17 protein-coding genes and 1 tRNA gene are annotated in these 26,681 nt (G+C 55.1%); 8 read left to right on the top strand and 10 right to left on the bottom strand.

Going from position 1 to position 26,681, the window contains the following annotated elements:
- Window positions 1-127 precede the first annotated feature (127 nt).
- The 4 genes from mutY to O9K67_RS03930 all read left to right on the top strand — a co-directional run bounded on the left by mutY (window position 128) and on the right by O9K67_RS03930 (window position 4,178).
- The gene (mutY, locus tag O9K67_RS03945) at window positions 128-1,183 is read left to right on the top strand and encodes an A/G-specific adenine glycosylase (RefSeq protein ID WP_271044659.1); all 1,056 of its coding nucleotides are present in this window, start codon (window positions 128-130) and stop codon (window positions 1,181-1,183) included.
- 26 nt (window positions 1,184-1,209) lie between these two features.
- The gene (locus tag O9K67_RS03940; protein WP_061493200.1) at window positions 1,210-1,485 is read left to right on the top strand and encodes an oxidative damage protection protein; all 276 of its coding nucleotides are present in this window, start codon (window positions 1,210-1,212) and stop codon (window positions 1,483-1,485) included.
- A 109-nt stretch (window positions 1,486-1,594) separates the two neighbouring features.
- Window positions 1,595-2,677 (top strand): membrane-bound lytic murein transglycosylase MltC, encoded by a 1,083-nt coding sequence (gene mltC / locus O9K67_RS03935; protein WP_061493199.1) that lies wholly within the window; start codon window positions 1,595-1,597, stop codon window positions 2,675-2,677.
- A gap of 247 nt (window positions 2,678-2,924) precedes the next feature.
- Window positions 2,925-4,178, top strand: a complete 1,254-nt coding sequence (locus O9K67_RS03930) for a nucleoside permease (RefSeq protein WP_061493198.1) — start codon at window positions 2,925-2,927, stop codon at window positions 4,176-4,178.
- 85 nt (window positions 4,179-4,263) lie between these two features.
- Here the strand turns inward: O9K67_RS03930 and citG are convergent, their stop codons facing one another.
- The 8 genes from citG to O9K67_RS03890 are packed head-to-tail and all read right to left on the bottom strand — an operon-like array spanning window position 4,264 to window position 11,613.
- Window positions 4,264-5,094, bottom strand: a complete 831-nt coding sequence (citG, locus tag O9K67_RS03925; protein ID WP_061493197.1) for a triphosphoribosyl-dephospho-CoA synthase CitG — start codon at window positions 5,092-5,094, stop codon at window positions 4,264-4,266.
- On the bottom strand, window positions 5,072-5,611 hold the full coding sequence (citX, locus tag O9K67_RS03920) for a citrate lyase holo-[acyl-carrier protein] synthase (protein ID WP_061493196.1): 540 nt from the start codon (window positions 5,609-5,611) through the stop codon (window positions 5,072-5,074). The genes citG and citX overlap by 23 nt, the downstream gene beginning before the upstream one ends.
- On the bottom strand, window positions 5,608-7,134 hold the full coding sequence (gene citF / locus O9K67_RS03915; protein ID WP_061493195.1) for a citrate lyase subunit alpha: 1,527 nt from the start codon (window positions 7,132-7,134) through the stop codon (window positions 5,608-5,610). Before citF ends, citX begins: the two co-directional genes overlap by 4 nt.
- A 10-nt stretch (window positions 7,135-7,144) precedes the next feature.
- Complete coding sequence (gene citE, locus O9K67_RS03910; protein ID WP_061493194.1) at window positions 7,145-8,020, bottom strand: citrate (pro-3S)-lyase subunit beta; 876 nt, start codon at window positions 8,018-8,020, stop codon at window positions 7,145-7,147.
- Window positions 8,017-8,310 (bottom strand): citrate lyase acyl carrier protein, encoded by a 294-nt coding sequence (gene citD, locus O9K67_RS03905; protein ID WP_061493193.1) that lies wholly within the window; start codon window positions 8,308-8,310, stop codon window positions 8,017-8,019. Before citD ends, citE begins: the two co-directional genes overlap by 4 nt.
- Window positions 8,311-8,327: 17 nt before the next feature.
- Window positions 8,328-9,347, bottom strand: a complete 1,020-nt coding sequence (gene citC / locus O9K67_RS03900; protein ID WP_061493192.1) for a [citrate (pro-3S)-lyase] ligase — start codon at window positions 9,345-9,347, stop codon at window positions 8,328-8,330.
- 16 nt (window positions 9,348-9,363) lie between these two features.
- Window positions 9,364-10,227, bottom strand: coding sequence for a fumarylacetoacetate hydrolase family protein (locus O9K67_RS03895; RefSeq protein WP_061493191.1), 864 nt, complete (start codon window positions 10,225-10,227; stop codon window positions 9,364-9,366).
- A gap of 21 nt (window positions 10,228-10,248) precedes the next feature.
- Entirely contained in the window at window positions 10,249-11,613 is a 1,365-nt protein-coding gene (locus tag O9K67_RS03890; protein WP_061493190.1) for a 2-hydroxycarboxylate transporter family protein, read from the bottom strand.
- Window positions 11,614-11,948: 335 nt separating this feature from the next.
- Between O9K67_RS03890 and O9K67_RS03885 the strand changes: the two genes are divergently transcribed.
- Both O9K67_RS03885 and O9K67_RS03880 read left to right on the top strand, forming a co-directional pair.
- A complete protein-coding gene (locus tag O9K67_RS03885) occupies window positions 11,949-13,586 on the top strand; it encodes an ATP-binding protein (protein ID WP_061493188.1) in 1,638 nt (545 codons plus the stop codon).
- Entirely contained in the window at window positions 13,576-14,268 is a 693-nt protein-coding gene (locus O9K67_RS03880; RefSeq protein WP_061493187.1) for a response regulator, read from the top strand. The genes O9K67_RS03885 and O9K67_RS03880 overlap by 11 nt, the downstream gene beginning before the upstream one ends.
- A gap of 93 nt (window positions 14,269-14,361) precedes the next feature.
- Here O9K67_RS03880 and O9K67_RS03875 read toward each other — a convergent pair whose 3' ends face one another.
- Window positions 14,362-16,497, bottom strand: coding sequence for an ornithine decarboxylase (locus O9K67_RS03875; protein ID WP_061493186.1), 2,136 nt, complete (start codon window positions 16,495-16,497; stop codon window positions 14,362-14,364).
- A 401-nt stretch (window positions 16,498-16,898) separates the two neighbouring features.
- Between O9K67_RS03875 and O9K67_RS03870 the strand changes: the two genes are divergently transcribed.
- Both O9K67_RS03870 and O9K67_RS03865 read left to right on the top strand, forming a co-directional pair.
- On the top strand, window positions 16,899-17,615 hold the full coding sequence (locus O9K67_RS03870) for a DUF554 domain-containing protein (protein ID WP_061493185.1): 717 nt from the start codon (window positions 16,899-16,901) through the stop codon (window positions 17,613-17,615).
- 105 nt (window positions 17,616-17,720) lie between these two features.
- Window positions 17,721-17,796: transfer RNA gene (locus tag O9K67_RS03865), tRNA-Phe, on the top strand.
- 289 nt (window positions 17,797-18,085) lie between these two features.
- Here O9K67_RS03865 and O9K67_RS03860 read toward each other — a convergent pair.
- On the bottom strand, window positions 18,086-26,179 hold the full coding sequence (locus tag O9K67_RS03860; RefSeq protein ID WP_071889857.1) for a non-ribosomal peptide synthetase: 8,094 nt from the start codon (window positions 26,177-26,179) through the stop codon (window positions 18,086-18,088).
- Window positions 26,180-26,681 lie beyond the last annotated feature (502 nt).

The raw sequence follows: 26,681 nt of genomic DNA, 5'->3' as shown, positions 1-26,681 counted from the left end.
TGCTTGTGAGAGTGTTCAGGAAACGGGCATTATCCAAAGTTCATCGCACGATGCAAGCACCGGAAAGTTCCGGTTTACAGTCTGCCGCCGCTGTGCTGCAATCTTGGCCCCTGATAACGCGATTCTGGTGACCATGCAAGCGTCTCAATTTTCAGCCCAGGTTCTGGACTGGTACGACAAATACGGGCGAAAAACTCTGCCCTGGCAAATTGAAAAAACGCCTTACAAAGTATGGCTGTCGGAAGTGATGTTGCAACAAACACAGGTCGCAACCGTTATTCCCTATTTCCAGCGATTTATGGCGCGCTTCCCCACGGTAACCGATCTGGCGAACGCGCCGCTGGATGAAGTACTGCATCTGTGGACCGGTCTCGGTTACTACGCCCGCGCCCGCAATCTGCACAAAGCCGCGCAGCAGGTGGCTAACCGGCACGGCGGTTATTTTCCTGAAACGTTTGACGAGGTTGCCGCCCTGCCAGGCGTTGGTCGCTCAACGGCAGGTGCGATTCTCTCTTTGTCGCTGGGCAAACACTTTCCTATTCTTGACGGTAACGTAAAACGCGTGCTGGCGCGCTGCTATGCCGTGGAGGGCTGGCCGGGCAAAAAGGACGTGGAAAAACGCCTGTGGGATTTGAGCGCCCAGGTGACGCCAGCCCATGGCGTAGAGCGTTTTAACCAGGCGATGATGGATCTCGGCGCAATCGTCTGTACGCGCTCAAAACCGAAGTGCGAGCTCTGCCCGCTGCAAACCGGTTGCGAGGCGTATGCCGCCCATTCATGGGCGCAGTATCCGGGTAAAAAGCCGAAACAGACGCTTCCTGAACGCACCGGTTACTTCCTGTTGATGCAGCACGAAGGTGAGGTCTATCTTGAACAGCGCCCACCAAGCGGTCTGTGGGGCGGTTTGTTCTGTTTTCCGCAGTTCAGTGATGAAGCCGCCCTGCGTGACTGGCTGGCGCAAAGAAGCATTCCTGCGGATAATCTCAGCCAACGGGTAGCATTTCGCCATACGTTTAGCCATTTCCATCTGGATATTGTGCCTATGTGGCTTGATGTGTCCTCGCTCTCGTCTTGCATGGATGAAGGCGCGGGTCTTTGGTATAACTTAGCGCAACCGCCGTCGGTCGGTCTGGCGGCCCCAGTGGAACGCCTGATACAGCAATTACGCGCAGGCGCTTTATAGCGCTGGCGCATGAAAGAGGATGACTTATGAGCAGAACCATTTTTTGTACCTTCCTGCAACGCGAAGCAGAAGGACAAGACTTCCAGCTCTATCCGGGCGATCTGGGTAAACGTATTTATAACGAGATCTCAAAAGAGGCCTGGAAGCAGTGGCAGCAGAAACAAACCATGCTGATCAACGAGAAAAAACTCAACATGATGAATGCGGAGCACCGCAAGTTGCTGGAAGAGGAGATGGTGAATTTCCTTTTCGAAGGCAAAGATGTGCACATTGAAGGCTATACGCCGCCAGAAAAAAAATAAGCGTCTGCACGCTCACCACGGCTGGCAATGTCGCTAAATCATGGGAAGACATTGCCCGCAAGCGAGCGTCACTGGCGCGGTTAAACCAACACAACTGCATCCCGGAATGATGAAAAAATTTTTAGCGCTCGCCCTGATTGCGCCGTTGCTGATTTCGTGTTCCAGCTCTAAAAAAGCAGGCGAAGACTATAACGAAGCCTGGATCAAAGACACCAACGGTTTTGACATTTTGATGGGGCAGTTTGCCCATAATATTGAGAATTTATGGGGGTTTAACGAAGTCCTTATTGCAGGGCCGAAGGACTACGTTAAATACACCGACCAGTACCAGACGCGAAGCCATATTAACTTCGACGCCGGGACAATCACTGTTGAAACCATTGCCGGTACCGAACCGGCCGCACATCTGCGCCAGGCGATCATCAAAACCCTGCTGATGGGCGACGACCCCGGCTCTATCGACCTCTACTCCGACGTTGACGATATCCCCATCTCCAAAGAACCGTTCTTGTATGGCCAGGTGCTGGATAACAACGGCGAAGCCATTCGCTGGCAGTGGCGCGCTGTGCGCTTTGCCGATTATTTGCTGCAAACTCGCATGAAAAGCCGCAGCAACGGTTTACGCGTGATCTACAGCGTCACCATCAATCTGGTGCCAAACCACCTCGATAAGCGTGCGCACAAATACGTGGGTATGGTACGCCAGGCGGCACGCAAATATGGCGTGGAAGAGTCACTGATTCTGGCGATTATGCAAACCGAATCCTCATTTAACCCGTATGCGGTCAGCCGTTCCGATGCGCTGGGATTGATGCAGGTCGTGCAGCACAGCGCCGGGAAAGATGTGTTCCGTGCGCAGGGGAAATCCGGTACACCGGACAGAAACTATCTCTTTGATCCGCAAAGCAACATTGATACCGGTACTGCCTACCTGGCGATGCTGAACAATATTTATCTTTCCGGCATCACTAACCCAACATCACGCCGTTATGCGGTGATCACCGCCTATAACGGCGGCGCAGGTAGCGTGTTGCGCGTCTTCTCCAGTGATAAGGTGCAGGCGGCAAATATCATTAACAGCATGACGCCGGGGGATGTTTACGAAACCCTGACCAGCCGCCATCCGTCCGCGGAATCCCGCCGTTACCTCTATAAAGTGAATACGGCGCAGAAGACATACCGCCGCAATTAACTCCCTTCACCTTATGCCTCTTTCACGCATCACGCGGAAAGAGGCATAAGCGTTACCTTTGAGAGATGCAAACGGTTGCGTAAAATTGTGACATACGTCACCATATGGAATTGCAATCAGAGGAAGTTTGCATTTTTATGTCGGGCGTAACAAATTCACCACGCCGTCGATGATAGAATCCTGACACATAACAAAAGCAATTGTGCCCATTCCAACACCTAACCGTCTCCTTTGTGAGGAAATTAGCATGAATCTTAAGCTGCAGCTGAAAGTCATTATCTTTCTGCAGTTCTGCCTGTGGGGTAGCTGGCTGACTACACTTGGCTCTTATATGTTCGTCACCCTGAAATTTGAGGGTGCGGAAATCGGCGCCGTTTACAGCTCGCTGGGTATTGCCTCTCTGCTGATGCCAACGCTGCTCGGTATCATTGCGGATAAATGGCTGAGTGCAAAATGGGTTTACGCCCTTTGCCACCTGGTCGGGGCGATCACGCTGTTTATCGCCGCAGGCGTGACGACGCCGGGGGCTATGTTTGCCATTATTCTGCTCAACTCGCTGGCCTATATGCCAACGCTGGGCCTGGTAAACACCATCTCCTACTTCCGTTTGCAATCCGCCGGTCACGACATCGTGACAGAGTTCCCGCCAATTCGTATCTGGGGCACCATTGGCTTTATCCTGGCAATGTGGGCGGTGAGCTTCTCAGGTTTCGAACTGAGCCATATGCAGCTCTATATCGGCGCTGCGCTGTCGCTGCTGCTGAGCCTGATCTCTCTGACGTTACCGCACATTCCGGTGGCAAAAAGCAAAGAGAAACAGACCTGGGTGGAAATGCTCGGCCTGAACGCGTTTGCGCTGTTTAAAAACAAGCGCATGGCGATTTTCTTTATCTTCTCGATGCTGCTGGGCGCCGAGTTGCAGATCACCAACATGTTCGGCAACACCTTCCTGCACAGTTTCGATGCTAACCCGCTGTTTGCCAACAGCTTTATCGTGACCCATGCCTCGGTCATGATGTCGATTTCGCAGATTTCCGAAACCGCCTTCATCCTGGCTATTCCGTTCTTTATGAGCCGCTACGGCATTAAGAACGTCATGATGATCAGTATCTTCGCCTGGGTGCTGCGTTTTGGCCTGTTCGCCTTCGGCGACCCGACACCGTTCGGCACCGTACTGCTGGTGCTGTCGATGATCGTGTACGGCTGTGCATTCGACTTCTTCAACATCTCTGGCTCCGTATTTGTGGAGAAAGAAGTCAGCCCGGCCATCCGCGCCAGTGCACAGGGTATGCTGCTGATGATGACCAACGGTTTCGGTTGCATCCTCGGCGGTATGGTGAGCGGTAAAGTGGTGGAGATTTACACCACTGCAGGCGTGACCGACTGGAAAACCGTATGGTTGATTTTCGCCGGTTATTCGCTGGTACTGGCGTTCGCGTTCATCACGATGTTTAAGTACAAACACGTGCGCGAACCGGCAGGCGTCGCGCAAAAAGCGTAAGACAAAAAACCCGGCCTGAGCGCCGGGTTTTTTATTGGCCTGTTGCCGGATGATGGCCTCGCCCTATTCCTCCGGCAAAAACAGCTTAAGGGAGCGATGCCAGCACATACGCGACGGCCAGTAAGTCCGCGCTACCGCCGGGGCTTAAGCGCCTCGCCATCAACGCATTATCCATTTCCCGCAGGGAATCGCTATTCCACGAGGTCGCCAGCAATGCGGCCGCATAATCCTGTACATAACGCAGCCCTGCCATACCCCCACGCGATACCAGATTGCTGTCGGCGTTGGCGGCCATCAGGCGCAGCAGCGCGTTGTGCAAGCGGCGCTCCCCTTGTTCCTGATGCCAGAACGGCAATACCGCGCGTCGAACGGTGATAAAGCCCTGTTCAACTTCTCCGCGAGCCCCGGTCAGGCCATAGGCATGAAATTGCTTCTCACCAGCGGTGGCTGCTTGCGGTCGCGCCATCAGCTCACGCGCCACCAGGCCACGACAAATTTCACTGACCTGACGGCACAATGCATCAGCGCTAACCACTCGGTTTTGCCCCTGCAAGCGCCCGGCAGCGAAACATAACAACCCCAGCGAAAAGATGCCGCCTTTATGGGTATTCACCCCGTTTGTGGCGCTGAGCATGGCCTGTTCACAGGCGATGCCCTGAGGTCGTAACAGGCGTAACTGCTCGCTGGCGGGTTTATGGGCATGTGCTTGCCCAGCCTGCATAAACGCGGAAAACCAGGGCGTGATAGCCGCAATGCTCTTCACAAACAGAGCGTGGTCCATATCCTGGTGCGAGCCGGTATTCGCTCTGTCCACCAGCCCCGGTTTCGGGGTTAAATCCAGTTCAATACGCAACGCCCGCGCGGCAAGCGTGGGCACATCGTCTTGTTGGGGGTTAGTCGCGAGCAAACCAGCCATCAATCAATCTCTCTACACGCCCGACCACATCCTCAACCGGATGGCGACGAGAGCGTGCGCAGCCGTGTGCAGGCTCGTCGCATACCAGGCAGCGGCGCGTGTTCAGATCCAGCGAATGTCGGCCAACTTGTCCGTTGTCCGGGCAAAAAACATCAAAATCCCACAATCTACCCAGCGGATGCGTTTGCTCCATCTCCACGCAGCAAGCTTTGATTTCCACCGCCGGATGCGCCACGCACCACAAGGCTTCTGCGCCGGTTGGCAACCACAGCACCTGTCTGTCCAGCACGTTCCAGCGATGCTGCCACAGCAACTGGTCGCAGGCTTGCAACGCCACCCCCATGGTATTGCGATAGCGGATACTGTCTTTAACCGCGCCGGGCGTCACCAGCGTCAGCGAAATAACCGGTTGTTGATAGTGAGCGAGCCAGTCAGCCTGACGCGCCGCGCGGCTATCTTTCGCCGCCAGCAGCGCTTCAAGGCTGACGCCCGCTCTCACGGGCGTCAGTGTGGTCATTGATTTTCCTCTTTAACCTGACGGACAACGTCAATCACGCTGCCGTCGCGGTAGCGGATCACCCCGACGATACGGTCGGTAAAGGCGATCGGTTTCGGTTCACCGGTAAGGGAGATGGCACGTTGATAAAGCGCGTCGATATCCACGATTTTCAGTCCGGCCGCCAGCAGGCGTTCGCGAATTTCCGGGCGCGCCGGGTTAACGGCAATTCCGTGGTCGGTCACCAGCACATCGATGCTTTCCCCTGGTGTCAGCAGTGTGGTTACCCGTTTTACCACGGTCGGGATACGGCTACGCAGCAGAGGCGCAACCACAATGGTCAGGTTTGCCGCTGCAGCCACATCACAGTGACCACCGGACGCGCCACGCATCACACCATCGGAACCAGTAATTACGTTAACGTTAAAATCGACGTCAATTTCCAGCGCGCTGAGGATCACCACATCCAGTTGATCGCAGCTTGCCGCTTTACCACCGGGGTTGGCGTAGACGTTGGTGGAGATTTCCACATGGTTCGGGTTACGACGCAGTGATGCCGCCGCTTCGCTGTCAAAGCACTGGGTATCCAGCAGTTTTTCGATTAACCCTTTTTCATGCAGATCCACCAGGCTACCGGTGATACCGCCAAGCGCAAAACGGGCTTTCACACCGTGGCGCTCCATTTTCTCTTCCATAAAGCGGGTCGCTGCGGTGGACGCCGCACCGGACCCCGTCTGCATGGAGAAGCCGTCTTTGAAATAGCCGGAGTGTTCAATCACATCGGCGGCATAACGGGCGATCATCAGTTCACGCGGGTTACTGGTCACACGGGCTGCACCCACGCTGATTTTGGCCAGATCACCAACGCTCTCCACCTGAACGATCAGATCCACCTGATTCTGACTGAGGCTTGCCGGCATATTCGGGAACGGCACCAGCTCTTCGGTCAGCAACACCACTTTTTTGGCGAACTGCGCATCCACCATCGCGTAACCCAACGAGCCGCAGGACGATTTGCCCTGCGTACCGTTGGCATTACCAAATTCGTCGCTGCACGGTACGCCAAGGAAAGCGACATCGATGTTCAGCTCACCGTCCTGCAACAATTTCACGCGACCACCGTGGGAGTGAATTTGTACCGGTTCGTCCATCAGCCCGTGGGAGATAGCATCTGCCAGCTTGCCGCGCATACCGGAGGTATAAATCCGGGTGATCACGCCATTCTGAATATGCTCGATCAGCGCATCGTTACAGGTCATCAGTGAACTGGAGGCCAGCGTCAGGTTTTTAAAACCCAGACGTGCCAACGTCGCCACCACGTTATTGATCACGCGGTCGCCTTCGCGAAACGCATGATGGAAAGAGATCGTCATACCGTCTTTCAGGCCGCTGCGGGCAATGGCATCTTCCAGCGTGGCGCAGAGTTTACGCGTATGTTTGCTGTTAACGTCCGCCAGCCACGGCGTGGCGGCATGGGCGCTCTCAAAGGGTTTTAAATCACGCAGATGGGGGAAATTAACGTGAAGAAGCTCTGTTTGATTCATTGTTCTGTCCTTAATGACGCACGCCGGACGCAGCCGCACGTTCCAGCACCATCTGCGCGTGATTAATAATGGGGGCGTCGATCATTTTGCCGTTCAGCGATACAACACCAAGGCCGTTGCGTTCACCCTCTTCCGCCGCTTCGATAACCCGTTTAGCATGGTCAACTTCCTGCTGGGTGGGGGCATAGGCGTTGTGCAGCAGGTCGATCTGACGCGGGTTAATCAACGACTTACCGTTAAAGCCCATTTTGCGGATCAGGTCGACTTCACGCAGGAAACCGGCTTCGTCATTCACGTCTGACCACACCACGTCAAAGGCATCAATACCGGCGGCGCGGGCAGCATGCAGTACGGCGCAACGCGCGTAGAACAGCTCAGTGCCGTCGCCACGTTCGGTTTGCATATCCATCACATAGTCAAACGCCGCCAGCGCAATACCGATCAAACGTTGAGAACTACGGGCAATGGCCACAGCATTGATAACGCCGATAGCGGACTCAATTGCCGCCATCACACGTGTGGAGCCCACTTCGCGGCCGCACGCCAGCTCAATGCGTTCCAGATGGCGTTCCAGTTCGTAGATATCTTCCGGAGTGTCGGTCTTCGGTAAGCGCACCACATCCACCCCGGCGCGAACGACGGCTTCCAGGTCCGGCAAACCGAACGGCGTGTTCAGTGGGTTAATGCGCACCACGGTTTCAATGTCCTGGTACATCGGGTGTTGCAGCGCATGAAATACCAGCAGACGCGCCGTGTCTTTTTCACGCAAAGCGACAGCGTCTTCCAGATCGAACATGATTGAATCCGGGCGGTAGATAAACGCGGTGGAGAGCATGGCGGCGTTAGCGCCTGGCAGAAACAGCATGCTACGACGAAGTTTTTTCACAGCAGTTTCCCCCAGTCAATTTCAGTGCCTTCAGCGGCACGCAGGATAGCGCTTTGCAGACGGGCGCGAATAACGCAATCCAGCGCACCTTTATCTTCAATAATCACCAGCCCCTGATGGACGTCCATCGCGCGTAACGTGGCATTGACCACCTGGCGGATTTGATCGCCAAACTGCTTAATCACTTCGCTGTGCACAACGACTTCCAGCTCGCCCGCAGTCGGGGCTATTTTCACCATCAGGTCGCTGGACTCCATGGTCCCGGCCAGCGCCTCCCTCACAATTTTCATAATGACATTCCTGATTTTTAAGCGACTTCCGCGCTGTAATGGGATTCAAGGTGCGCGAAAGTGGTATCCGGTACGATTTCCCGAATGCGGGAAAACTGGTGTGTTTTGAGTAAACGGCGCACTTCCGAGGCGGAGATGGCATTGCCGGTGGCTTTAATGCGCGGAATTTCCACCACCTCCACGACGCCTGCCAGCAGCTGATGCATGGTTTGGTTGTACTGGCGGGTGATATCGCAAAACGGCTCGCTGCCGATAAAGCGGTGGGTAATCCCCAGCGCCGGGGCGATATAATTGCGGAAGATAAGCAGATCGATTTCGCTCCACGCCTGCTGCACTTTGCCGGTCTCTTTCAGGAAGTAGGCCGGGAAGGTGGCGCGGGAAATAATGTACTGAGAGCCTTCATGCACGGTGACGTTCGCCAAATGCGACACGCCTGCTTTCACCATTTTTAAGCGTGCGGCAAAGGGAAAGAACGAAGCGTCTTCACGCACCACAAACAGGTGCAGCCAGTCGCACGCCTGCGCAGCCTGCTCGACCAGATGGCGATGCCCAAGGGTAAAAGGATTGGCGTTCATCACAATCGCGCCAATACGCTTTCCCGGCATGCGATCTGCCTGCAACGTGCGGCAATAGCGCTGAATCCCTGACGGCGTGTTTTCCATCAGAATGGCATTATTGCCGCTCTGCGCAACAGGCCAGAATCCGCTGTGCTGAAAGCGCTCCCGGTTACAGGGGCGAGTGCACAGAAACAGATGAAAGTGGCCGCGCGCCAGCGCCAGGTGTTCAACTTCTGCCAGGAGTTGCGCGCTGAGGTTCTCACCGCGCATCTCTTCATCTACTGCCACGCACTTGATGACGTTGTCGGCCAGGCCCGCACAACCCACCAGTCGGTTTCCCGACCAGGCTTCAACGAAAGTGGTGATATCGTGGTCCATACCTAAGCCGCTGTCAGCGAGCAACGTGCGGATAGAGGCCAGCCGTTGAGTATTGCCGTTGACTTCCGCTACGCGGAAGTCGATGGGGGGTCGTGCTTGCATGGTGTTGCCTTCGTCCTTAGTGCGCCGCCGTCAGCGCATGCGCTGGCGCATCGATAATCACATTGCTGAGGTGACCGATATTCTCGATTTCCACTTCAATGCGATCGCCCGCTTTCATGAACAGCGGCGGGTTACGCTTTTTGCCGACGCCGCCCGGTGAACCGGTGATGATGACGTCGCCTGGCGTCAGGCTGGTGAAGGTACTGATGTACTCGATAAGCTCGGCCACCTTATGGATCATGCTGGCGGTGTTGTCGTCCTGCACCATACGGCCATTCAGCCAGGTACGGATAGCAAGCGCATGCGGATCCGGGATCTCATCCGCGGTGGTCATCCACGGGCCAAACGCGCCTGTCTGCCGCCAGTTTTTGCCTGCGGTAAACCAGGTGTGCTGCCAGTCACGTGCGGAACCATCCATATAGCAGCTATAACCCGCCACATGACTTAACGCCGTCTCGCGGGAAATATTTTCACCACCTTTACCCATGATCACCGCCAGTTCGCCTTCGTAGTCGAATTCGCTGGAGTGACGCGGTTTAAGCACCGGTGCGTTATGCCCGGTCTGCGAGTCGGCAAAGCGGACAAACAGCGTCGGTGCCGGGTTGTGCTGATCAAATTCTTTGCGTTTTTCGGCGTAGTTCATGCCAACACAGAGAATTTTGCCGGGGTTATCGATCACGGGCAGAAAATCGAGATCATCGAAGCGGAGTTCCGGTGCTTCACCGACAAACTGCTGTGCCTCGTTCAGCGCGTTGGCCGCGAGCAGTGATTTCAAATCACCGTAACGATCGCCCAGGCGCTTACCCAGATTGATGACGCCATCAGCCTTGACGATGCCGTAGCTACGGATCCCCTGATGGACAAAGCTTGCGAGTTTCATATCAGTTCCTGTAATGCTTAATCAAACGAGGAAATTGCCAAGGACCAGCAGTGACACCGACACGTTGATCGCGCCGCCAATACGGGTCGCAATCTGTGCAAACGGCATCAGGCTCATGCGGTTACCCGCCGTCAGGATGGCAACATCCCCTGTCCCGCCCTGACCGCTCTGGCAGCAGGAAACGATGGCCACATCAATAGGATGCATGCCAATCTTTTTACCCACGAAGAAGCCAGTCGTAACCAGTGCGGAAACGGTACTCACGATCACCAGCAAGTTGTCGATGGTGAAAGCGTGAACCAGTTCTTCCCACGGCGTGATCGCCACGCCAACCGCGAAGAGAATCGGATAGGTGACCGAGGTCTGGAAGAATTTGTACACCACCTGAGAGCCTTCCAGCAGGCGCGGAGAAACGCCATGTACCAGCTTGATCAGGACAGCAACAAACAGCATGCCGACCGGTGCAGGCAGGCCAATCAGTTTGTGGCCAAGCATGCCGATCATGTACAGCAGTACTGCCAACAGTGCGCCAGCTGCAATAGTGGTCACATCGGTTTTGCCGGAGAATGCCGGTGCCGCCGGAGCCTGTTCATCACCGTTGCTGCGGTTAGGCATCAGTTGGCCTTCACCGGTCAAATGTGGGAAGCGTTTACCGAGCTGGTTCAGACAACCAGAGATAATGATGGCAGTCAGGCCACCCAGCATTACCATTGGCAGTACACGACCCAGTGCAACACCCTGATCCATATGCAGCAGCGTGGCGTAACCAATAGAGAGCGGAATCGCCCCTTCACCCACACCACCGGCCATGATCGGCAGAATAATAAAGAAGAAGATCTGGAACGGTTCCATACCGAGCATCAGGCCAACGCCCATGCCTACCAGCATGCCAACAATTTCACCGCACAGCATCGGGAAGAAGATACGCAGGAAACCCTGAATCAGGGTGGTGCGGTTCATGCTCATGATGCTGCCGACAATGATGCAGCAGATATAGAGATAGAGGATGTTGGTGGATTTATAGAACTTGGTGGTAGATTCCACGACCACGTCCGGCAGCAGACCGTAATAGACCATCGCCGAAGGAATAAAGGTTGCGCAAATCGCCGCAGCGCCCAGCTTACCGATGATCGGCAAACGCTTACCGAATTCACCACAGGCAAAGCCGAAGAACGCCAGCGTAGCGACCATCACCACGATATCGCTGGGAAGCTTGCCGCCCAGACAGTCAATCGCAATCAACGCACCCGCCAGCAGGAATAACGGCAGTGGAATAATCCCTACCTTCCAGGTATCCATAATGTGCCACCACTTATCTTTAAGTGATGTTTTTTGAATCGCCAGCGATTCAGAGGTAACAGAAAATGAATCGTCAGTTGTGCTCATAATTAAGCCCCTTGGTTATTTTGTGCGTACAGACTAAAGGGCTAAACACACACTTTATGTGAGGAGCTGCATAATAAAATTGGAGTTTTAATGGCGCCTATGGTTTTTATGGTTTCTTTTATTTTGTGTGATTTACGCCTTAATAATGCGCGTGGTTTTTATGGTTTTTATATATAGAAATACAACTTAATAACATTTCCCAAAAAGAATATTTAACAGGCCGTTTTTCAGCGTCAGCGCTTGCTGTGCAAGGGATCACAAGTTTCCAGTAAACTGCGTACGGCAGCAAAAAAAGATGGTACATTGGCGCATTGTTAGCTGCTGTGCGTACCGTCATGAAAGTATCCTTTCAAATCAAACTTTTTATTTCGCTGGTGCTTTTCTTCTCCGGCCTTTTTGCCTTGCTGGGGGTTTATTATTACAAGGATGTCGGTCGTCAGCTATACCAGGAAATGAGCGTCAGAGCAAAAATACAAGCTGAAGAAATAGCGATTATTCCGAATTTACGCAAGGCCGTTGCTGAAAAAGATATTCCGGCAATTACCCAGTTTATGCATCAGGTTGTATCCCACAGCGACGCCAGCTTTATTGTTATCGGTGATAATAAGGGCCTGCATTTATTTCACTCGGTGCATGCCAATGTTGTGGGTAAGACGCTGATAGGCGGCGATAACGAAGAAGTGCTGCGAGGTTTAACTACCACCACGATCCGCAAAGGAGGCTTAGGTATTTCCCTGCGCAGTAAAGCGCCGATATTCGACGATAACGGGCAGGTCGTGGGAATTGTTTCCGTGGGATATCTGACCAGCTATCTGGATACTATTACGCTTGGCAAAGCGATCAATATTTTTATTGCTGCCGTGTTGCTGCTCGTCGCGCTCTTTATCTTTTCCTGGTTTTTCACCCGCGGAATTAAAAAACAGATCTTCTCGCTGGAACCGCGGGAAATTGGTCTGTTAGTGCGCCAGCAAAAAGCAATGATGGAGTCCATTTATGAAGGGGTGATCGCCGTCGACAGCGAACTGCGCATTGAGGTGATAAACCAGGCCGCGCGCAAACTGTTGGGACTGAGCCAACCTACCCGTGCCCTGCGCGGACTTGCCATTGGCGACGTGATTGCACCGGTGCCCTTTTTCACCCGCACGGTGATGCTGGAGCACGACACCCACGATGAGATCTGCTGTTTTAACACCTTAACAGTGATCGCCAGTCGGGTGCGCATTATGCTGGAGGATAAATTACAGGGCTGGGTAATCACCTTCCGCGACCGCAATGAGATAGACAGCCTCAGCGCGCAACTCAGTCAGGTTAAACGCTATGTTGATAACCTGCGCATTATGCGCCACGAGCAATTAAACCGCATGACCACACTCTCGGGTCTGCTGCATATGGAGCGTTACGACGAGGCGGTGCGTTACATTCAGGCGCAGTCTGAGCACGCGCAGGAATTGCTGGACTTTATCTCGTCGCGTTTTAGCTCGCCGACCTTATGCGGGCTGCTGTTGGGCAAAGCGGCGCGCGCCCGTGAAAAAGGCGTCGAACTGGCGTTTGATCCGCTGTGCAGGATGGATCGCGCCTGTCTCGCGCTGGGGGAAGCGGAACTGATCTCGATCATCGGCAATCTGCTGGATAACGCCATTGAGGCAACGCAGCGTGCAGCGCTGCCGCACGAACCGGTGGAAGTATTGATCCTGCTGAATGAACGGGAGCTGATTATTGAAGTAGCGGATCGCGGTATTGGTATCGACCCGACTATTCGCGAGCACATTTTTGAACGCGGGATGACCACCAAACACAGTGGCGATCATGGTATTGGCCTCTATTTGATCGCCAGTTATGTGACACAGGTAGGCGGATCGATCGACGTTTCTGATAACGATCCCCGCGGTGCGATTTTTTCTTTGTTTATTCCTGAAGCGGGCAACGTACAGCGTCCCGTACCGACCCTGGAAGATCAGAATTATGCGACATGAACTGATAGACGTGCTGATAGTAGAAGATGAAAACGCGCTTGCGCAGCTTCATGCTGAACTGATCAGCAAACATCCGCGTTTACGTCTGGTGGGCATTGCCTCATCCCTTGCCGAAGCAAAGGTGTTGCTGAACAGTACGCAGCCGCAACTGGTTTTACTCGACAATTACCTGCCGGACGGTAAAGGCATTACGCTTATCAGCGATCCGCTGATTACCCGCGCCAACTGTTCGGTCATTTTTATCACCGCCGCCAGCGACATGGACACCTGTAGCCTGGCTATCCGCAACGGCGCTTTCGACTATATCCTCAAACCGGTGTCCTGGAAGCGGTTAAGCCAGTCGCTGGAGCGTTTTGTGCAATTTGCCGAGCAGCAACGGGTATGGAAAATCGTCGACCAGCAGAACGTCGACTCGCTCTATCAGCTACAGGCCAAAAACTACCGCCAGGATAACGGCAGTAAAGGTATTGAAGAGAATACGCTGGCGCTGGTGCAAAAGTTGTTTGCTGATGAGGCTGAACGCTGTTTTTCCGTTGATGAAGTAGTAAGCGAAACGGGGCTGAGTAAAACCACTACCCGACGCTACCTGGAACACTGCGTGGAGGCGGGTTTTCTGGCGGTGGAGATGCAATACGGCAAGATTGGGCATCCACGCCGTATGTACCGGCGCGTAGCCGCGTGATGATTGCCCTCTTCCCAAGGGGAGAGGATGGAAAACAGCGCCATACACATCTCCCTCTCCCCTCAGGGGAGAGGGCTGGGGTGAGGGGAAAAACTACTTCAACACATACCCGTACAAACGTTTGATCCCGTCCGCATCCGTTTCGGAATAGACGCCCTGCAATTCCGGCGAGAAGCCCGGCAACAGATTTACGCCCTCTTCCAGTGCCAAGAAATAGCGTTGCACCGCGCCACCCCATACTTCCCCCGGCACCACACACAGCACCCCCGGTGGGTACGGGAGCGCGCCTTCAGCGGCAATACGCCCTTCCGCTTCGCTGATGCGCACCAATTCCACATTGCCACGAATAAATTCGCTGTTGGCATCCTGCGGATTCATCACCACTGGGGGCAGGCTCTCTTTGCGGAACATCGCTTTTTGCAGATCTTTCACCCCGAAGCTGACATATAAATCATGCATCTCCTGGCACAGTTCGCGCAGCGTGTAATCGCGGTAACGCACCGGATATTTGTTGAAGATGGTCGGCAGCACATCCGCCAGCGGCGTATCGTCTTCAATATGCTGTTCGAACTGACCTAGCATCGCCACCAGTTGCGCCATCTTCTCTTCGCTTTCCGCTGGTGTCAGCAGGAACAGGATTGAATTGAGATCGCACTTCTCCGGCACAATGCCGTTTTCGCGCAGGAAGTGCGCAAGAATGGTCGCCGGAATACCGAACTCTGTGTACTCGCCGGTTTCAGCATCAATACCTGGCGTGGTCAGTAGCAGCTTGCAGGGATCAACAAAGTACTGTTCCCGCGCATAGCCCTCAAACCCGTGCCATTTATCGCCCGGTTCAAAACTGAAGAAACGACGTTCGCGGGCAATATTCTCCGTAGGATGATCCTGCCACGGTCGACCGGCGATTTCTGGCGGCACAAATGGCCTGATCATTTTGCAGTTGGCGATGATCGCTTTGCGCGCTTCAATCCCCAGAGTCACGCACTCTGCCCACAGGCGGCGACCGCTCTCGCCCTGGTGAATTTTGGCGTTAACGTCCAGCGCTGCGAACAACGGGTAAAACGGACTGGTGGACGCATGCAGCATAAAGGCGTTGTTGAGCCGCTTATGCGGGCAAAAACGCGCCTGACCACGCAGGTGGTTATCTTTTTTATGGATCTGCGATGTTTGCGAGAACCCCGCCTGCTGTTTGTGCACTGACTGGGTGACGAAGATCCCCGGATCATTTTCATTGAGCTCCAGCAGCAGCGGCGAGCAATCCGCCATCATCGGAATAAACTGCTCGTAGCCCACCCACGCGGAGTCAAACAGAATGTAATCACACAGGCTGCCGATTTTGTCGATCACCTGGCGGGCGTTGTAAATGGTGCCATCGTATGTGCCAAGCTGGATCACCGCCAGGCGGAACGGGCGCGGCTGGTTAGCTTTTTCCGGGGCGACTTCGCGGATCGCATCGCGCAGATATTTTTCATCAAAGCAATGCTCATCAATACCACCGATAAAACCAAACGGATTACGCGCGGCTTCAAGATAGATCGGCGTCGCACCCGCCTGGATCAGCGCGCCATGATGGTTGGATTTGTGGTTATTGCGGTCGAACAACACCAGGTCGCCACGCGTCAACAGCGCGTTCGTTACCACTTTGTTGGCGGCGGAAGTGCCGTTAAGCACAAAATAGGTTTTGTCAGCGTTAAACACTTTGGCGGCAAATTTTTGCGCATGCTTGGCGGATCCTTCATGGATCAACAAGTCGCCCAGTTTGACATCCGCGTTGCACATGTCGGCGCGAAAGACGTTTTCACCGAAAAAATCATAGAACTGTCGCCCGGCCGGGTGCTTTTTAAAAAACGCGCCGTGCTGATGTCCGGGGCAAGCAAAGGTGCTGTTATCCATCTCAACGTACTGGCGCAGCGTATCGAAAAAGGGTGGCAACAGATGGTCTTCATAATCGCAGGCGGCAGTTTCCAGCTCCAGCCAGTCCTGCGCTTTACCGCCGATCACTGCCGTTACACCGTCCGGCATTTCAACAGGCTCGTTAGCAAACAAGAACACCGGCAGATTAAAGCCAGTCCGTTTCAGCAACGCCAGAATGCCACTATGACTCTCCGCCACCGTCATGACGACTGCCGCCACATCCGTAAAATCGGTACTGTCCAGCGTCACGGCTTCGCGGTGAGTGGAAAGTTGGGACACCAGCTCACGGCTGACGGCAATTTTCATTGATTTCATAAGCACGAATACCCGTTTCAGGGGAGTAAAAGACCCCGGGCAAAGCGGTGGCTTCACCCAACGAACGTGTCTGACTGGGACCAGCTCCGACCGCCAGACATCAGTAAAAGCAGACAGCTTCTGATCTTACTGTTGTCCTACAGTGAGCGTACGATACCCTCACCGCATGGTGAGAGACGTAGGGGACAAAACGATACGGGCGCCCATTCGCATGCTGGCGTAAAGCGTGTGACAAACAGTGTTAATGTACGTCATCAGGCAGCCCCGTGAAGGTAGAGGAAAATTCGCGCAATCATGGCATCTTTCCCCGGGTGGTGCAACCAACGGGGCGGCTCAACCGCATAAAAATGCTATTCTGTGCGTTATCTTATTCAGTTTTATGAACATCAGGGAGAGAGGGTGTGTTAACGGGTCCCTTTATTAATGCTGCTGCCGTTTTAATCGGCGGTAGCCTCGGTGCGCTGCTCAGCCACCGTCTGCCGGAGCGCGTACGCTCTTCTATGCCATCGATATTCGGCCTCGCATCATTGGGGATCGGTGTTTTGCTGGTGATCAAGTGTGTCAACCTGCCGGTGATGGTGCTCGCCACGCTGGTCGGCACATTAATTGGCGAGCTGTGTTACGTTGAGCGCGGGATCAGCGGTGGCGTTAACGCCCTGCGCAACCTGGTGCTAAAGCGCAAAAGCGGCGAAGCCAATAGCGCGCATGAATCGTTTATTCAGAGTCTGGTGGCCATCATTATTCTGTTCTGCGCCAGCGGCACCGGGATTTTTGGCGCGATGCGCGAAGGGATGACCGGCGATCCAAGCATTCTTATCGCCAAGGCGTTTCTGGATTTCTTTACGGCGGTTATCTTTGCCACCTCGCTCGGGTTTGCCGTGGCGATCATTTGCGTACCGATGCTGATTATTCAGCTTACGCTCGCCACCTGCGCAACACTCATCCTGCCGCTGACCACGCCCGCCATGATGGGAGATTTCACTGCTGTGGGCGGAATTTTGCTGCTGGCAACCGGGCTGCGCATTTGCGGGATTAAGATGTTTGCCGTGGCGAATATGCTGCCTGCACTGGTGATCGCCATGCCGATTTCCGCACTGTGGACAGCGTTTTTTGCCTGACACGGCGTGCGTTTTCAACAAAGTGGTGATAGATTGTGCAGTCTGCAACGAATTAAAGAAATTTCGTTGACGGAGCGCGGTGAATCAGGTTTAATGCGCCCCGTTGCCCGGATAGCTCAGTCGGTAGAGCAGGGGATTGAAAATCCCCGTGTCCTTGGTTCGATTCCGAGTCCGGGCACCACTTATTCAGAGAACCCAGCCTACGGCTGGGTTTTTGCTTTCTGTTTTCCGGACTCTCCATCGAACTTCGTTCGATTATTCGCCGCAAGCGGCTCACCCCTTCGGGGCCAGCGCGACAAGCGCGCTGTTCAACGCCTGCGGCGTTAGTCCGGGTCCGGGCACCACTTATTCAGAGAACCCAGCCTATGGCTGGGTTTTTGCTTTTCTGCTTCCGGACTCTCCATCGAATTTCGTTCAATGATAAAAAAACCACCTCCGCGGAGGTGGTTTTGGGTGACAACAGAGGAATCTCAGTCGCGGGTCTGACTCATCACAGTTGTGATGTAATCGGCAAGCTTTGCCACAAAGGGCATGGTCAGCATGGTCATATGATTACCAGGGTTGAGCAGAGGAGTTAATCGCTCTGCATATGCAGACCACACCGCATTATGTTTTTCTCTTGCTACGCAGTCCCCCTCCTGGGCATTAATCATATGCATCACCCCGCGGTAGCGAGTCGCCGGGTAATACGACGTGTTTAAGTTCGCTTTTATGACCTGAAATACCCCCTCCAGTGCGGAAAGCGGCGTTTTGTTTGTATATAAACCGGCATCCACCAGAACCTGATGCAAATAGCCAAGTTGCTCTTTCGGTGCCAGGGGTGATAACTCTTCCCACGTCACAGGAAGAGTCCGGTTCAGCATTAAGTTATAAATATCAATCAACTTCATTATCGCCTCACGATGAGAGGCCGATTGTTTACTTCCCGGCGCCCTGCTATCAATCACAATCAGATCGGAAACGCTTTCACCCTGCGCCTGTAATTGCAGTGCAATTTCCAGCGCGATCCAGCCGCCAAACGAGTGGCCGACAACGAAGTAAGGCCCGCACGGCTGTATTTGCCGCATTGCATAAATATAGTCGCGCGCTGTCTCTTCAACCGTCAGGTGAGGCATGCGGGTAACCTCGGTTAATCCCCGGGCCTGCAATACATAAACCGGTGAGCTGACAGGCAAAAGCCCCGCAAGATCGAGAAAACTGAACGCAGACGCCCCCGCGCCGGGTATGCAAAAAAGTGGCGGCTCTGTTTTTACCCCCTCGTGCATGATCACTACCGGGTTATAGGGCGTCTGAGGCAACAGATGTGCAGACAGATACGCTGCCAATTGTGCAAGCCGGGGTTGCTGCATGATGGAGTGATGGGTTCCTCCTACCGGATGCAGTGATGAGCGCTCACCCACAATGCCGTGCCAACCACGCCATCTGTCCTCGTTTTCCTGCGTCTCTGCCGTGTACAAATTGACAGTAAAGTCTGAGGACGACGGCCTGTATTTCAGCCCGAGCGGCCTGATATAAAGCGCCGTATTTAACCGCAGCAACAGTGCTTCACAGGTCATATCGTCGGGTAACCAGCGGTGAAAAGAACAGAGGTCAACGGCTTTTTTCTCATCAATCGGTCGTTGAAGTTGCGCTAATACCGCCCGGTCGCTCTCCGGCACATAGTTGGATAAAAACGTCAGTATCATTGCATCTCTTTGTTCCGCTGCGGAAAGCGCGTCGAAAGCGCTATTCTGCAGCAAAGCGGGGTGATAACTGTCGATCATCCCGATAAAAGCAATCTCCTCCCCGCGCTGATGCAACTGACAGGCTATTTCATAACTTAGCAGCCCCCCTAATGACCAACCGCAGAGGTAATAAGGCCCATGGGGCTGAACGCGACGGATGACTTCTGCATGGTAAGCAGCAAGCGCCTCCAGTGACGTAGGCGGATTCTCCAGAGCATACATGCCCAATGCGTGCAGCACATATACCGGGCGATCGACCTGAAGTAATGAGGCGAGAGGCGAATAAACCAGCGGATCGCCTGAAGGCTCATGCACAAAGAAAAGCGGCGGCTGAGTCCCCTCCGCACGCAGCAGCAACGGGTTATCGTCCAAAGGAGATGTTGTGAGTTTCCCTGGGCGTTTAACGGCTACGGCAAGCTGACGCAATATCGGATGAGCAAAGAGTATTGCCAGCGAGGTTTCCATACCGGCCCGTGCCAGACGATTCAGCAACTGAACCGCCATCAGCGAGTGGCCACCAAGCTCGAAGAAGTTGTCATGCCGGCCGACGCGCTCCAGCCCCAGCAGGTCACACCACACTGCCGCCAGTTCCCGCTCGGTCTCCCCTTCCGGCGCTTCATACCCCTGTGTCACCACCGATGCACTGTCCGGCACCGGCAGTGCACGCCGGTCCAGCTTGCCGTTCGCCGTCAGCGGGAACGCCGCCACCGTCACCCACGCCGCAGGCAGCATGTACTCCGCCAGCGTCTGTGACAGCTGCCGCCGCAGCACTCCCGGCGACAGCGTGTGCCCCGGCTCCGCCACCAGGTAGGCAACCAGCCGCTTCTCACCCGGCGTGTCCTCCCGCACCGTCACCACCGCGTCTCGCACCCCGTCGCACGCCACCAGGGCCGCCTCCGTCTCCCCCGGCTCAATGCGGAACCCGCGCAGCTTGACCTGAAAGTCATTGCGCCCCAGATACTCTATGTTGCCGTCCGCCCGCCAGCGGCCCAGGTCTCCGGTCCGGTACATCCGCTGACCCTCCCCGCCCGCAAACGGGTCCGCCAGGAAACGCTCCGCCGTCAGTTCCGGACGGTTCAGGTAGCCGCGCGCCACCCCGTCGCCGCCTATATACAGCTCGCCCGTCACGCCGACCGGCACCGGCTGGCCCCGTTCGTCCAGAATATAGATGCGTGTATTGGCGAGAGGTTGCCCAATAACAGGGAGGGCAAGGCAGTTGTCAATCAAGCAGATAGTGGCATCGACGGTGCATTCAGTGGGGCCATAGACATTAAAAAAACGGATCTGCTTTATTGTTTGCAATGTTGTCCATGTTGAAGATGAGATCGCGTCTCCGCCAACAAGGACCCATCGAGGTTGTGGGTTACGCATGTCGCCCAAACCAGCCTCAAGAAGCCCTTGTAATTGAACAGGGGTGCAATCAACAACATCCACATCATGGCGCAATAAGAATTGCAAAAATGCCCCGCTATCTTTGCGCACGGCTTCCGGAACAATGATTAAAGTATGCCCCGACAGCAGTTGCAGCCAGCACTGTACGGACGCATCAAAGACAATGCTGGCATTCATTGTCACGCGGCACGGTTGTGGCAAACCCAACCTGCTCTTCAGCGCTGAATGCAGGTTGATAACACTGCGGTGCTCCACCATCACCCCTTTTGGCTGCCCGGTGGAGCCCGAGGTGTAAATCACATACGCCAGATGCCGCGACGTCAGCCCTTCCGGGGACGGGTTGCACTCCGTTTCCGCCTCCCCGTCAGCGGCCAGCGTGTCCAGCCACACCTGCGGCACCGCACACCCCGGCGGCACCCCCTGCCCGCTCACGCTCACCAGCGCCACCGGCTCCGCATCCGCCAGCATCCTCTCCAGCCGTCCCGCCGGACTGGCCGGATCCAGCGGCAGGTACGCCCCGCCCGCCTTCAGGATCCCCAGCAGCGCCACCACCGTCTCCGCACTCCGTGCCATACACACCGCCACCCGCGCATCCGGCCGCACGCCCAGCGCCATCAGACGGTGCGCCAGCCGGTTCGCCCGCCGGTTCAGCGCGTCGTAGCTCAGTGACGCCCCCTCACACACCACCGCCACCGCTTCCGGCGTGCGCCGCACCTGCGCCTCAAACAGACGGTGGATAAGGCTCGCCTGCGGGTAGTCGCGGCGGGTGCCACTGAACGCCTCCAGCAGCACCCGCCGCTCGTCCGCCGGCAGCACGGGAATATCCGTCAGCGGACGCTGCGGTTCGCTTTCCAGCGCCGACACCAGACCGGATACCGCCGTCAGCAGGTAACCCGCCATCCGCTGCGGCGCTATCCCCGCCGCCGTCTGCGCCGTCAGGGTGAACCCCGCCCCGGTCTCATCCACCGAAAAGGTGACCGGGTAGCTGGTCCGCTCTTCCGACGCCAGCAGGGTCATCCCCGCCAGCCCTTCCGGACCGCCTTCGCCGGGACTGTGGCGGTAATTAAGCAGCGTGCTGAACAACGGCAGCGGGTGCGGCACCCCGCTGCACCGCAGCGCCAGCGACAGCGGCGCCTGCTCATGCTCCAGCAGTGCGGCCAGCGCACTGCGTGTGTTCAGCACCGCATCCCGCACGCCCTCCCCCGCCAGCGAAAGCCGCAGCGGCAGCGTGTTGATAAACATACCGGGCGTGCCCGCGCCTCCGGCATGCAGACGGCCCGCCAGCACCGTGCCGAAGACCACGTCGTCACGCCCGCAGAGCTGCGCCAGCACGCGGGCCAGCGCCGTGTGGAACAGCACGCCGGGACTGACCCCCAGACGCCGCGCCTGCGTCACCACCGCCGCCGTGAGCGCCGTATCCGTCGTCAGCCGCGCCTCCCCCGTCTCCGCCCCGCTCTCCCGGGTGTTCAGTATGCCGAAGGGGGCGGTCGGGGTGTCGACATCCGCCAGCTGTGCGCGGAACCAGGCTTCGTGCTCCGCCGCCGGAACCCGCAGCGTCCGGGCAATAAAGTTGCGGTACGGCTGCGGGGCGGGCAGCGCCGCACCGTTCCCCGCCAGGATGTGAGCAATCTCCGTGCAGATAAGCCCCATCGTCACGTGGTCGCAGACCAGATGATGGAAGCTGAGCGCCAGCAGCCACTGCTGCTGCGCCGCATCGTAAGCCGTCTCTGCCCGGAACAGCGGTGCCCGGCGTAAGTCGATGCGCCGCCGGCGCGGGTCCATGTGTGCCCGCAGTTGTGCGGGAAGCGCCGCCTCCCCCTGCGGGACAAATTCCGTCACCGGCAGCGTCGCGTGCCGCCAGACCACCTGCACCGGCGCGGACAGCCCCTCCCGGCACACGGCGGTGCGCAGGATGTCATGCCGGTCAATGACCTGCTGAAAGGCACCGAGAAACGCCGTCCGCCGCGCCGCGGAGTCAAAGGCCAGCAGGCTGTAAAGCAGGTAGGCGTCCCCCTCCTCCTCCAGCAGGTGGTGGAACAGGATCCCCTCCTGCAACGGCGACAGCGGGTAAATGTCCTGCACGTTGGCCGCCCCGCCGCTGACCGTGGCCACCACCGCGTCGGTTTCGGCCTGCGACAGGGTGACCAGCGGCAGCATCGCCGGGGTGACGGCCCGGCAGTGCGCGGGAATACGCGACGGCGGGACGTCCCCGTCCGTCTCATCCTGCGCGGTGACACACCGGGCCATGCCGGCCAGCACCGGCGCGGCGAACGCGCGGCGGATATCCAGCACCCGCCCGCTGCGGCGCAGCCGCTCAAGCAGGCTGACCATCATCAGCGAGTGGCCGCCAAGCTCGAAGAAGTTGTCATGCCGGCCGACGCGCTCCAGCCCCAGCAGGTCACACCACACTGCGGCCAGTTCCCGCTCGGTCTCCCCTTCCGGCGCTTCATACCCCTGTGTCACCACCGATGCACTGTCCGGCACCGGCAGTGCACGCCGGTCCAGCTTGCCGTTCGCCGTCAGCGGGAACGCCGCCACCGTCACCCACGCCGCAGGCAGCATGTACTCCGCCAGCGTCTGTGACAGCTGCCGCCGCAGCACTCCCGGCGACAGCGTGTGCCCCGGCTCCGCCACCAGGTAGGCAACCAGCCGCTTCTCACCCGGCGTGTCCTCCCGCACCGTTACCACCGCGTCGCGCACCCCGTCGCACGCCACCAGGGCCGCCTCCGTCTCCCCCGGCTCAATACGGAACCCGCGCAGCTTGACCTGAAAGTCATTGCGCCCCAGATACTCTATGTTGCCGTCCGCCCGCCAGCGGCCCAGGTCTCCGGTCCGGTACATCCGCTGACCCTCCCCGCCCGCAAACGGGTCTGCCAGGAAACGCTCCGCCGTCAGTTCCGGACGGTTCAGGTAGCCGCGCGCCACCCCGTCGCCACCGATATACAGCTCGCCCGTCACGCCGACCGGCACCGGCTGGCCCCGTTCGTCCAGAATGTAGATGCGCAGATCGGCAAGAGGGGTGCCAATCAGGCTCGCACCCTGGGGGGTAATGTCTGAGAGAGGAATGGCATAATAGGTGGCATGTACGGTAATTTCGGTTATGCCATACATGTTAATAAGACGCGTATTGCGATTGGATTCCCTGGCCACCCAGGGGAGAAGGGAGTGCATTTCAAGCGCTTCACCGCCGAAAATGATACAGCGCAGCGTATGTGGCGTCGTATCTTGCGCAGCAATCAATTGGCGAAACGCACTGGGAGTTTGATTGAGGATGGTGACCTGCTCGCGGCATAACAGCGCATAGAGTGTGTGCGGCGATCTGGCGCATGCGGTGGGTACAACAATTAACCGACCGCCGGAACATAATGCGCCAAACAATTCCCATACCGAAAAATCAAATGAGAAGGAGTGGCACAGCGTCCATCTGTCATTGTGGGTGAAATGAAAATGGGCCTGTGTTGTCGTTAAAAGACGCGAAACATTCCTATGTTCAACCATCACGCCTTTAGGCCGCCCCGTTGAACCCGAGGTATAAATCACGTACGCCAGATGGTGAGTAGCGAGGCCGAGTAACGCAGGATCCGGGTTGTTCTCATCCTCAATATTTTCAGATGAGGAATGGGGAGCATCCACCATCACGGTTGGTATTTGTTTGCCCAACGTATTCGCCAAAGAATATTGCGTGACTAAGGCGACAGGTGCGGCGTCTTCAAGCATATACATCAGACGTTCACCAGGGTAAACCGGATCCAGGGGAACATAAGCCCCGCCGGCTTTGAGAATACCAAGGATCCCCACCACCATTTCAAGACCACGCTCAAGGTGGATAGCCACCCGATCATTCGGGCGTACCCCCAGGGCGATTAAATGATGAGCCAATCTGTTCGCCCGGCGATTAAGCTCATCATAGGTCATTAATTTTTCGTCAAAAACAGCAGCAACAGCGTATGGTTTTTGCCGGACCTGCGCCTCAAACATTTCGTGGATTAATAGATGATTCACCCTGCTGCCTGCGAGTGGATGGGGAGCCTGTAACACTTGCTGGCGTTCATGGTCGGGTAAAACAGGCAAGCACGAAACCGGTGTGTTGAGGTCTTGCAAAGCCCCTTCCAGCAATACGGCGAGGCGAGATTGAATCGCAACAATATCCTCAGTCGTGAAATAAGCGTCAGAGTAATTAAATTCAACGATAACTGACTGATTCTGCTTATCATTGCTGGTGAATGCATATCGGTTAATGGTGACCGCCAGAGGGTATTGCGCTCTGTGGTGCGGTTTGATGGATGTCACAACCGCCCCCTCCATATGCACATCTACCACGTAAGGCTCATACGATAACGTCATATCAAATAAATGCGCCCTGCCTGTATTCTGGTGTATTTTTGTTTTGCGCTGAATTTCCGCTATGGGTAAGCGCTGATGCTTGTAGCAATAACGCAATTCGGTCGCTGCTTTGTGCATAATTTCGGCAAAAGTATCCTCTGCCGTTAACTTTATGCGCACGGGAATAACAGAAGCATACATACCGACGGCTAATTTTTGACGCGCATTTCTGCGGTTATGTAATGGGATACCGAGAACGATATCTTCAATATCCTGGGTTCGCTTGAAATAACAGGCAAAAACGGCATACATAAAATGCAGTACCGATAACCCTTGAGACTCAGCAGCCTGCTCAATACGCTGAAAAAGTTCGCCATCCAATACCCAATTAACCGGCTCAGATTGCAAAGGCGCCATTTTTTTTGCAGAAATCAGCGGCTGGAATAGCGAAGGGGGATGTGCCGCATAGCGTTCAAGCCAGAATTCAAGATCTTTTACACATTGTTTAGAATTAAGATAAGCCGCGTCATCCGTAATAAAATCAGCATAGGAAGGTGCCTCATCATCTAAGGGCATTGCTTTCCGTATCAGTTGACTATAATTATAAGCCAACTCAGCATTAATCAGACTCAAACTCATCCCATCGGCAATAATATGATGGCAACAGAATTGCCAATACCAACTATTTTCACCGCTGCGTATTAATGCCGAACGCCACAAGGCTTTATCTAAATCAAAGGGGTTGTGAAAATTTTCACTTATACATTGCGCAATTTTTTGGGATATGTTACCCACCGTTGAGAAGTCATAATATTCCAACAATGCAGGCGTAGCACTATCAAAACATTGGGCTGGAGTGTCACTGTTAACCAAATTTATTTGGAATGCATCATGACGCTTAATGATGGCTTCAAAAGCCTGAGACATGATCTCAGGAATGATATGCCCTTCTATCGCGACGACACAGCCGATATTGTAATTTGTGAGCTCAGGATTGAGTGATTGATCAAGCCAGATAGCCTGCTGTGCAGAACTGAGGGGGAAGCACTCTCCTGGCGATAGTGGGCTGTTGTTCAACGGTGAAAGATGACGTGCAGATGCAATATCAGTAGGAGATATACACATGATTTTCTTCCCTAATTTATAAAAACCACATCATTGTGTTAAATGAATTTCATTTTTAATCAGACAGGATATCGTTCCAATGATATCCTTCATCAATACATGTTTTATTCCTGATGTTTAATCATTACCCACAGCCTTTCGATAAACATGTTTTAACACAGCTTACAGAAAGCGCTCTTAGCTGAACAAGAAATGTGCAATAGAGAATGAAGAAAATTCTCATACACTGATATAGACGCGTTTAAAGCGAGCAGTTAAATAACATCTCATCACCTTAGCATTCACAGCATGCAAAATATATCAAACAACACTTATTGAAACTTATAAAAACAAATTCAAAAACAAACCTCACCATAAAAAATCAACAGCAACCAATTAAATTAACAATGTCTGGCAAGTTTACAGGGCAAATGGAAAATTTGGCAAGAAGATTGTACCCCCTCTCTTTACGCTTTTGCGTCAACCATTACTTGTTAATGGCATTTACCCTTTTCACAAAGAT

The organism is Kosakonia oryzendophytica (genome assembly GCF_027886705.1).
Lineage (GTDB): Bacteria > Pseudomonadota > Gammaproteobacteria > Enterobacterales > Enterobacteriaceae > Kosakonia > Kosakonia oryzendophytica.
This window is presented reverse-complemented; position numbering and strand designations above follow the sequence as displayed.

What these genes read in the sequence shown, in the direction of transcription:
- O9K67_RS03940 (WP_061493200.1), top strand. Translation starts at nt 1,210, where the DNA reads ATGAGCAGAACCATTTTTTGTACCTTCCTGCAACGCGAAGCAGAAGGA.
- mltC (WP_061493199.1), top strand. Translation starts at nt 1,595, where the DNA reads ATGAAAAAATTTTTAGCGCTCGCCCTGATTGCGCCGTTGCTGATTTCG.
- O9K67_RS03930 (WP_061493198.1), top strand. Translation starts at nt 2,925, where the DNA reads ATGAATCTTAAGCTGCAGCTGAAAGTCATTATCTTTCTGCAGTTCTGC.
- citG (WP_061493197.1), bottom strand. Translation starts at nt 5,094, where the DNA reads ATGGCTGGTTTGCTCGCGACTAACCCCCAACAAGACGATGTGCCCACG.
- citX (WP_061493196.1), bottom strand. Translation starts at nt 5,611, where the DNA reads ATGACCACACTGACGCCCGTGAGAGCGGGCGTCAGCCTTGAAGCGCTG.
- citF (WP_061493195.1), bottom strand. Translation starts at nt 7,134, where the DNA reads ATGAATCAAACAGAGCTTCTTCACGTTAATTTCCCCCATCTGCGTGAT.
- citD (WP_061493193.1), bottom strand. Translation starts at nt 8,310, where the DNA reads ATGAAAATTGTGAGGGAGGCGCTGGCCGGGACCATGGAGTCCAGCGAC.
- citC (WP_061493192.1), bottom strand. Translation starts at nt 9,347, where the DNA reads ATGCAAGCACGACCCCCCATCGACTTCCGCGTAGCGGAAGTCAACGGC.
- O9K67_RS03895 (WP_061493191.1), bottom strand. Translation starts at nt 10,227, where the DNA reads ATGAAACTCGCAAGCTTTGTCCATCAGGGGATCCGTAGCTACGGCATC.
- O9K67_RS03890 (WP_061493190.1), bottom strand. Translation starts at nt 11,613, where the DNA reads ATGAGCACAACTGACGATTCATTTTCTGTTACCTCTGAATCGCTGGCG.
- O9K67_RS03885 (WP_061493188.1), top strand. Translation starts at nt 11,949, where the DNA reads ATGAAAGTATCCTTTCAAATCAAACTTTTTATTTCGCTGGTGCTTTTC.
- O9K67_RS03880 (WP_061493187.1), top strand. Translation starts at nt 13,576, where the DNA reads ATGCGACATGAACTGATAGACGTGCTGATAGTAGAAGATGAAAACGCG.
- O9K67_RS03875 (WP_061493186.1), bottom strand. Translation starts at nt 16,497, where the DNA reads ATGAAATCAATGAAAATTGCCGTCAGCCGTGAGCTGGTGTCCCAACTT.
- O9K67_RS03860 (WP_071889857.1), bottom strand. Translation starts at nt 26,179, where the DNA reads ATGTGTATATCTCCTACTGATATTGCATCTGCACGTCATCTTTCACCG.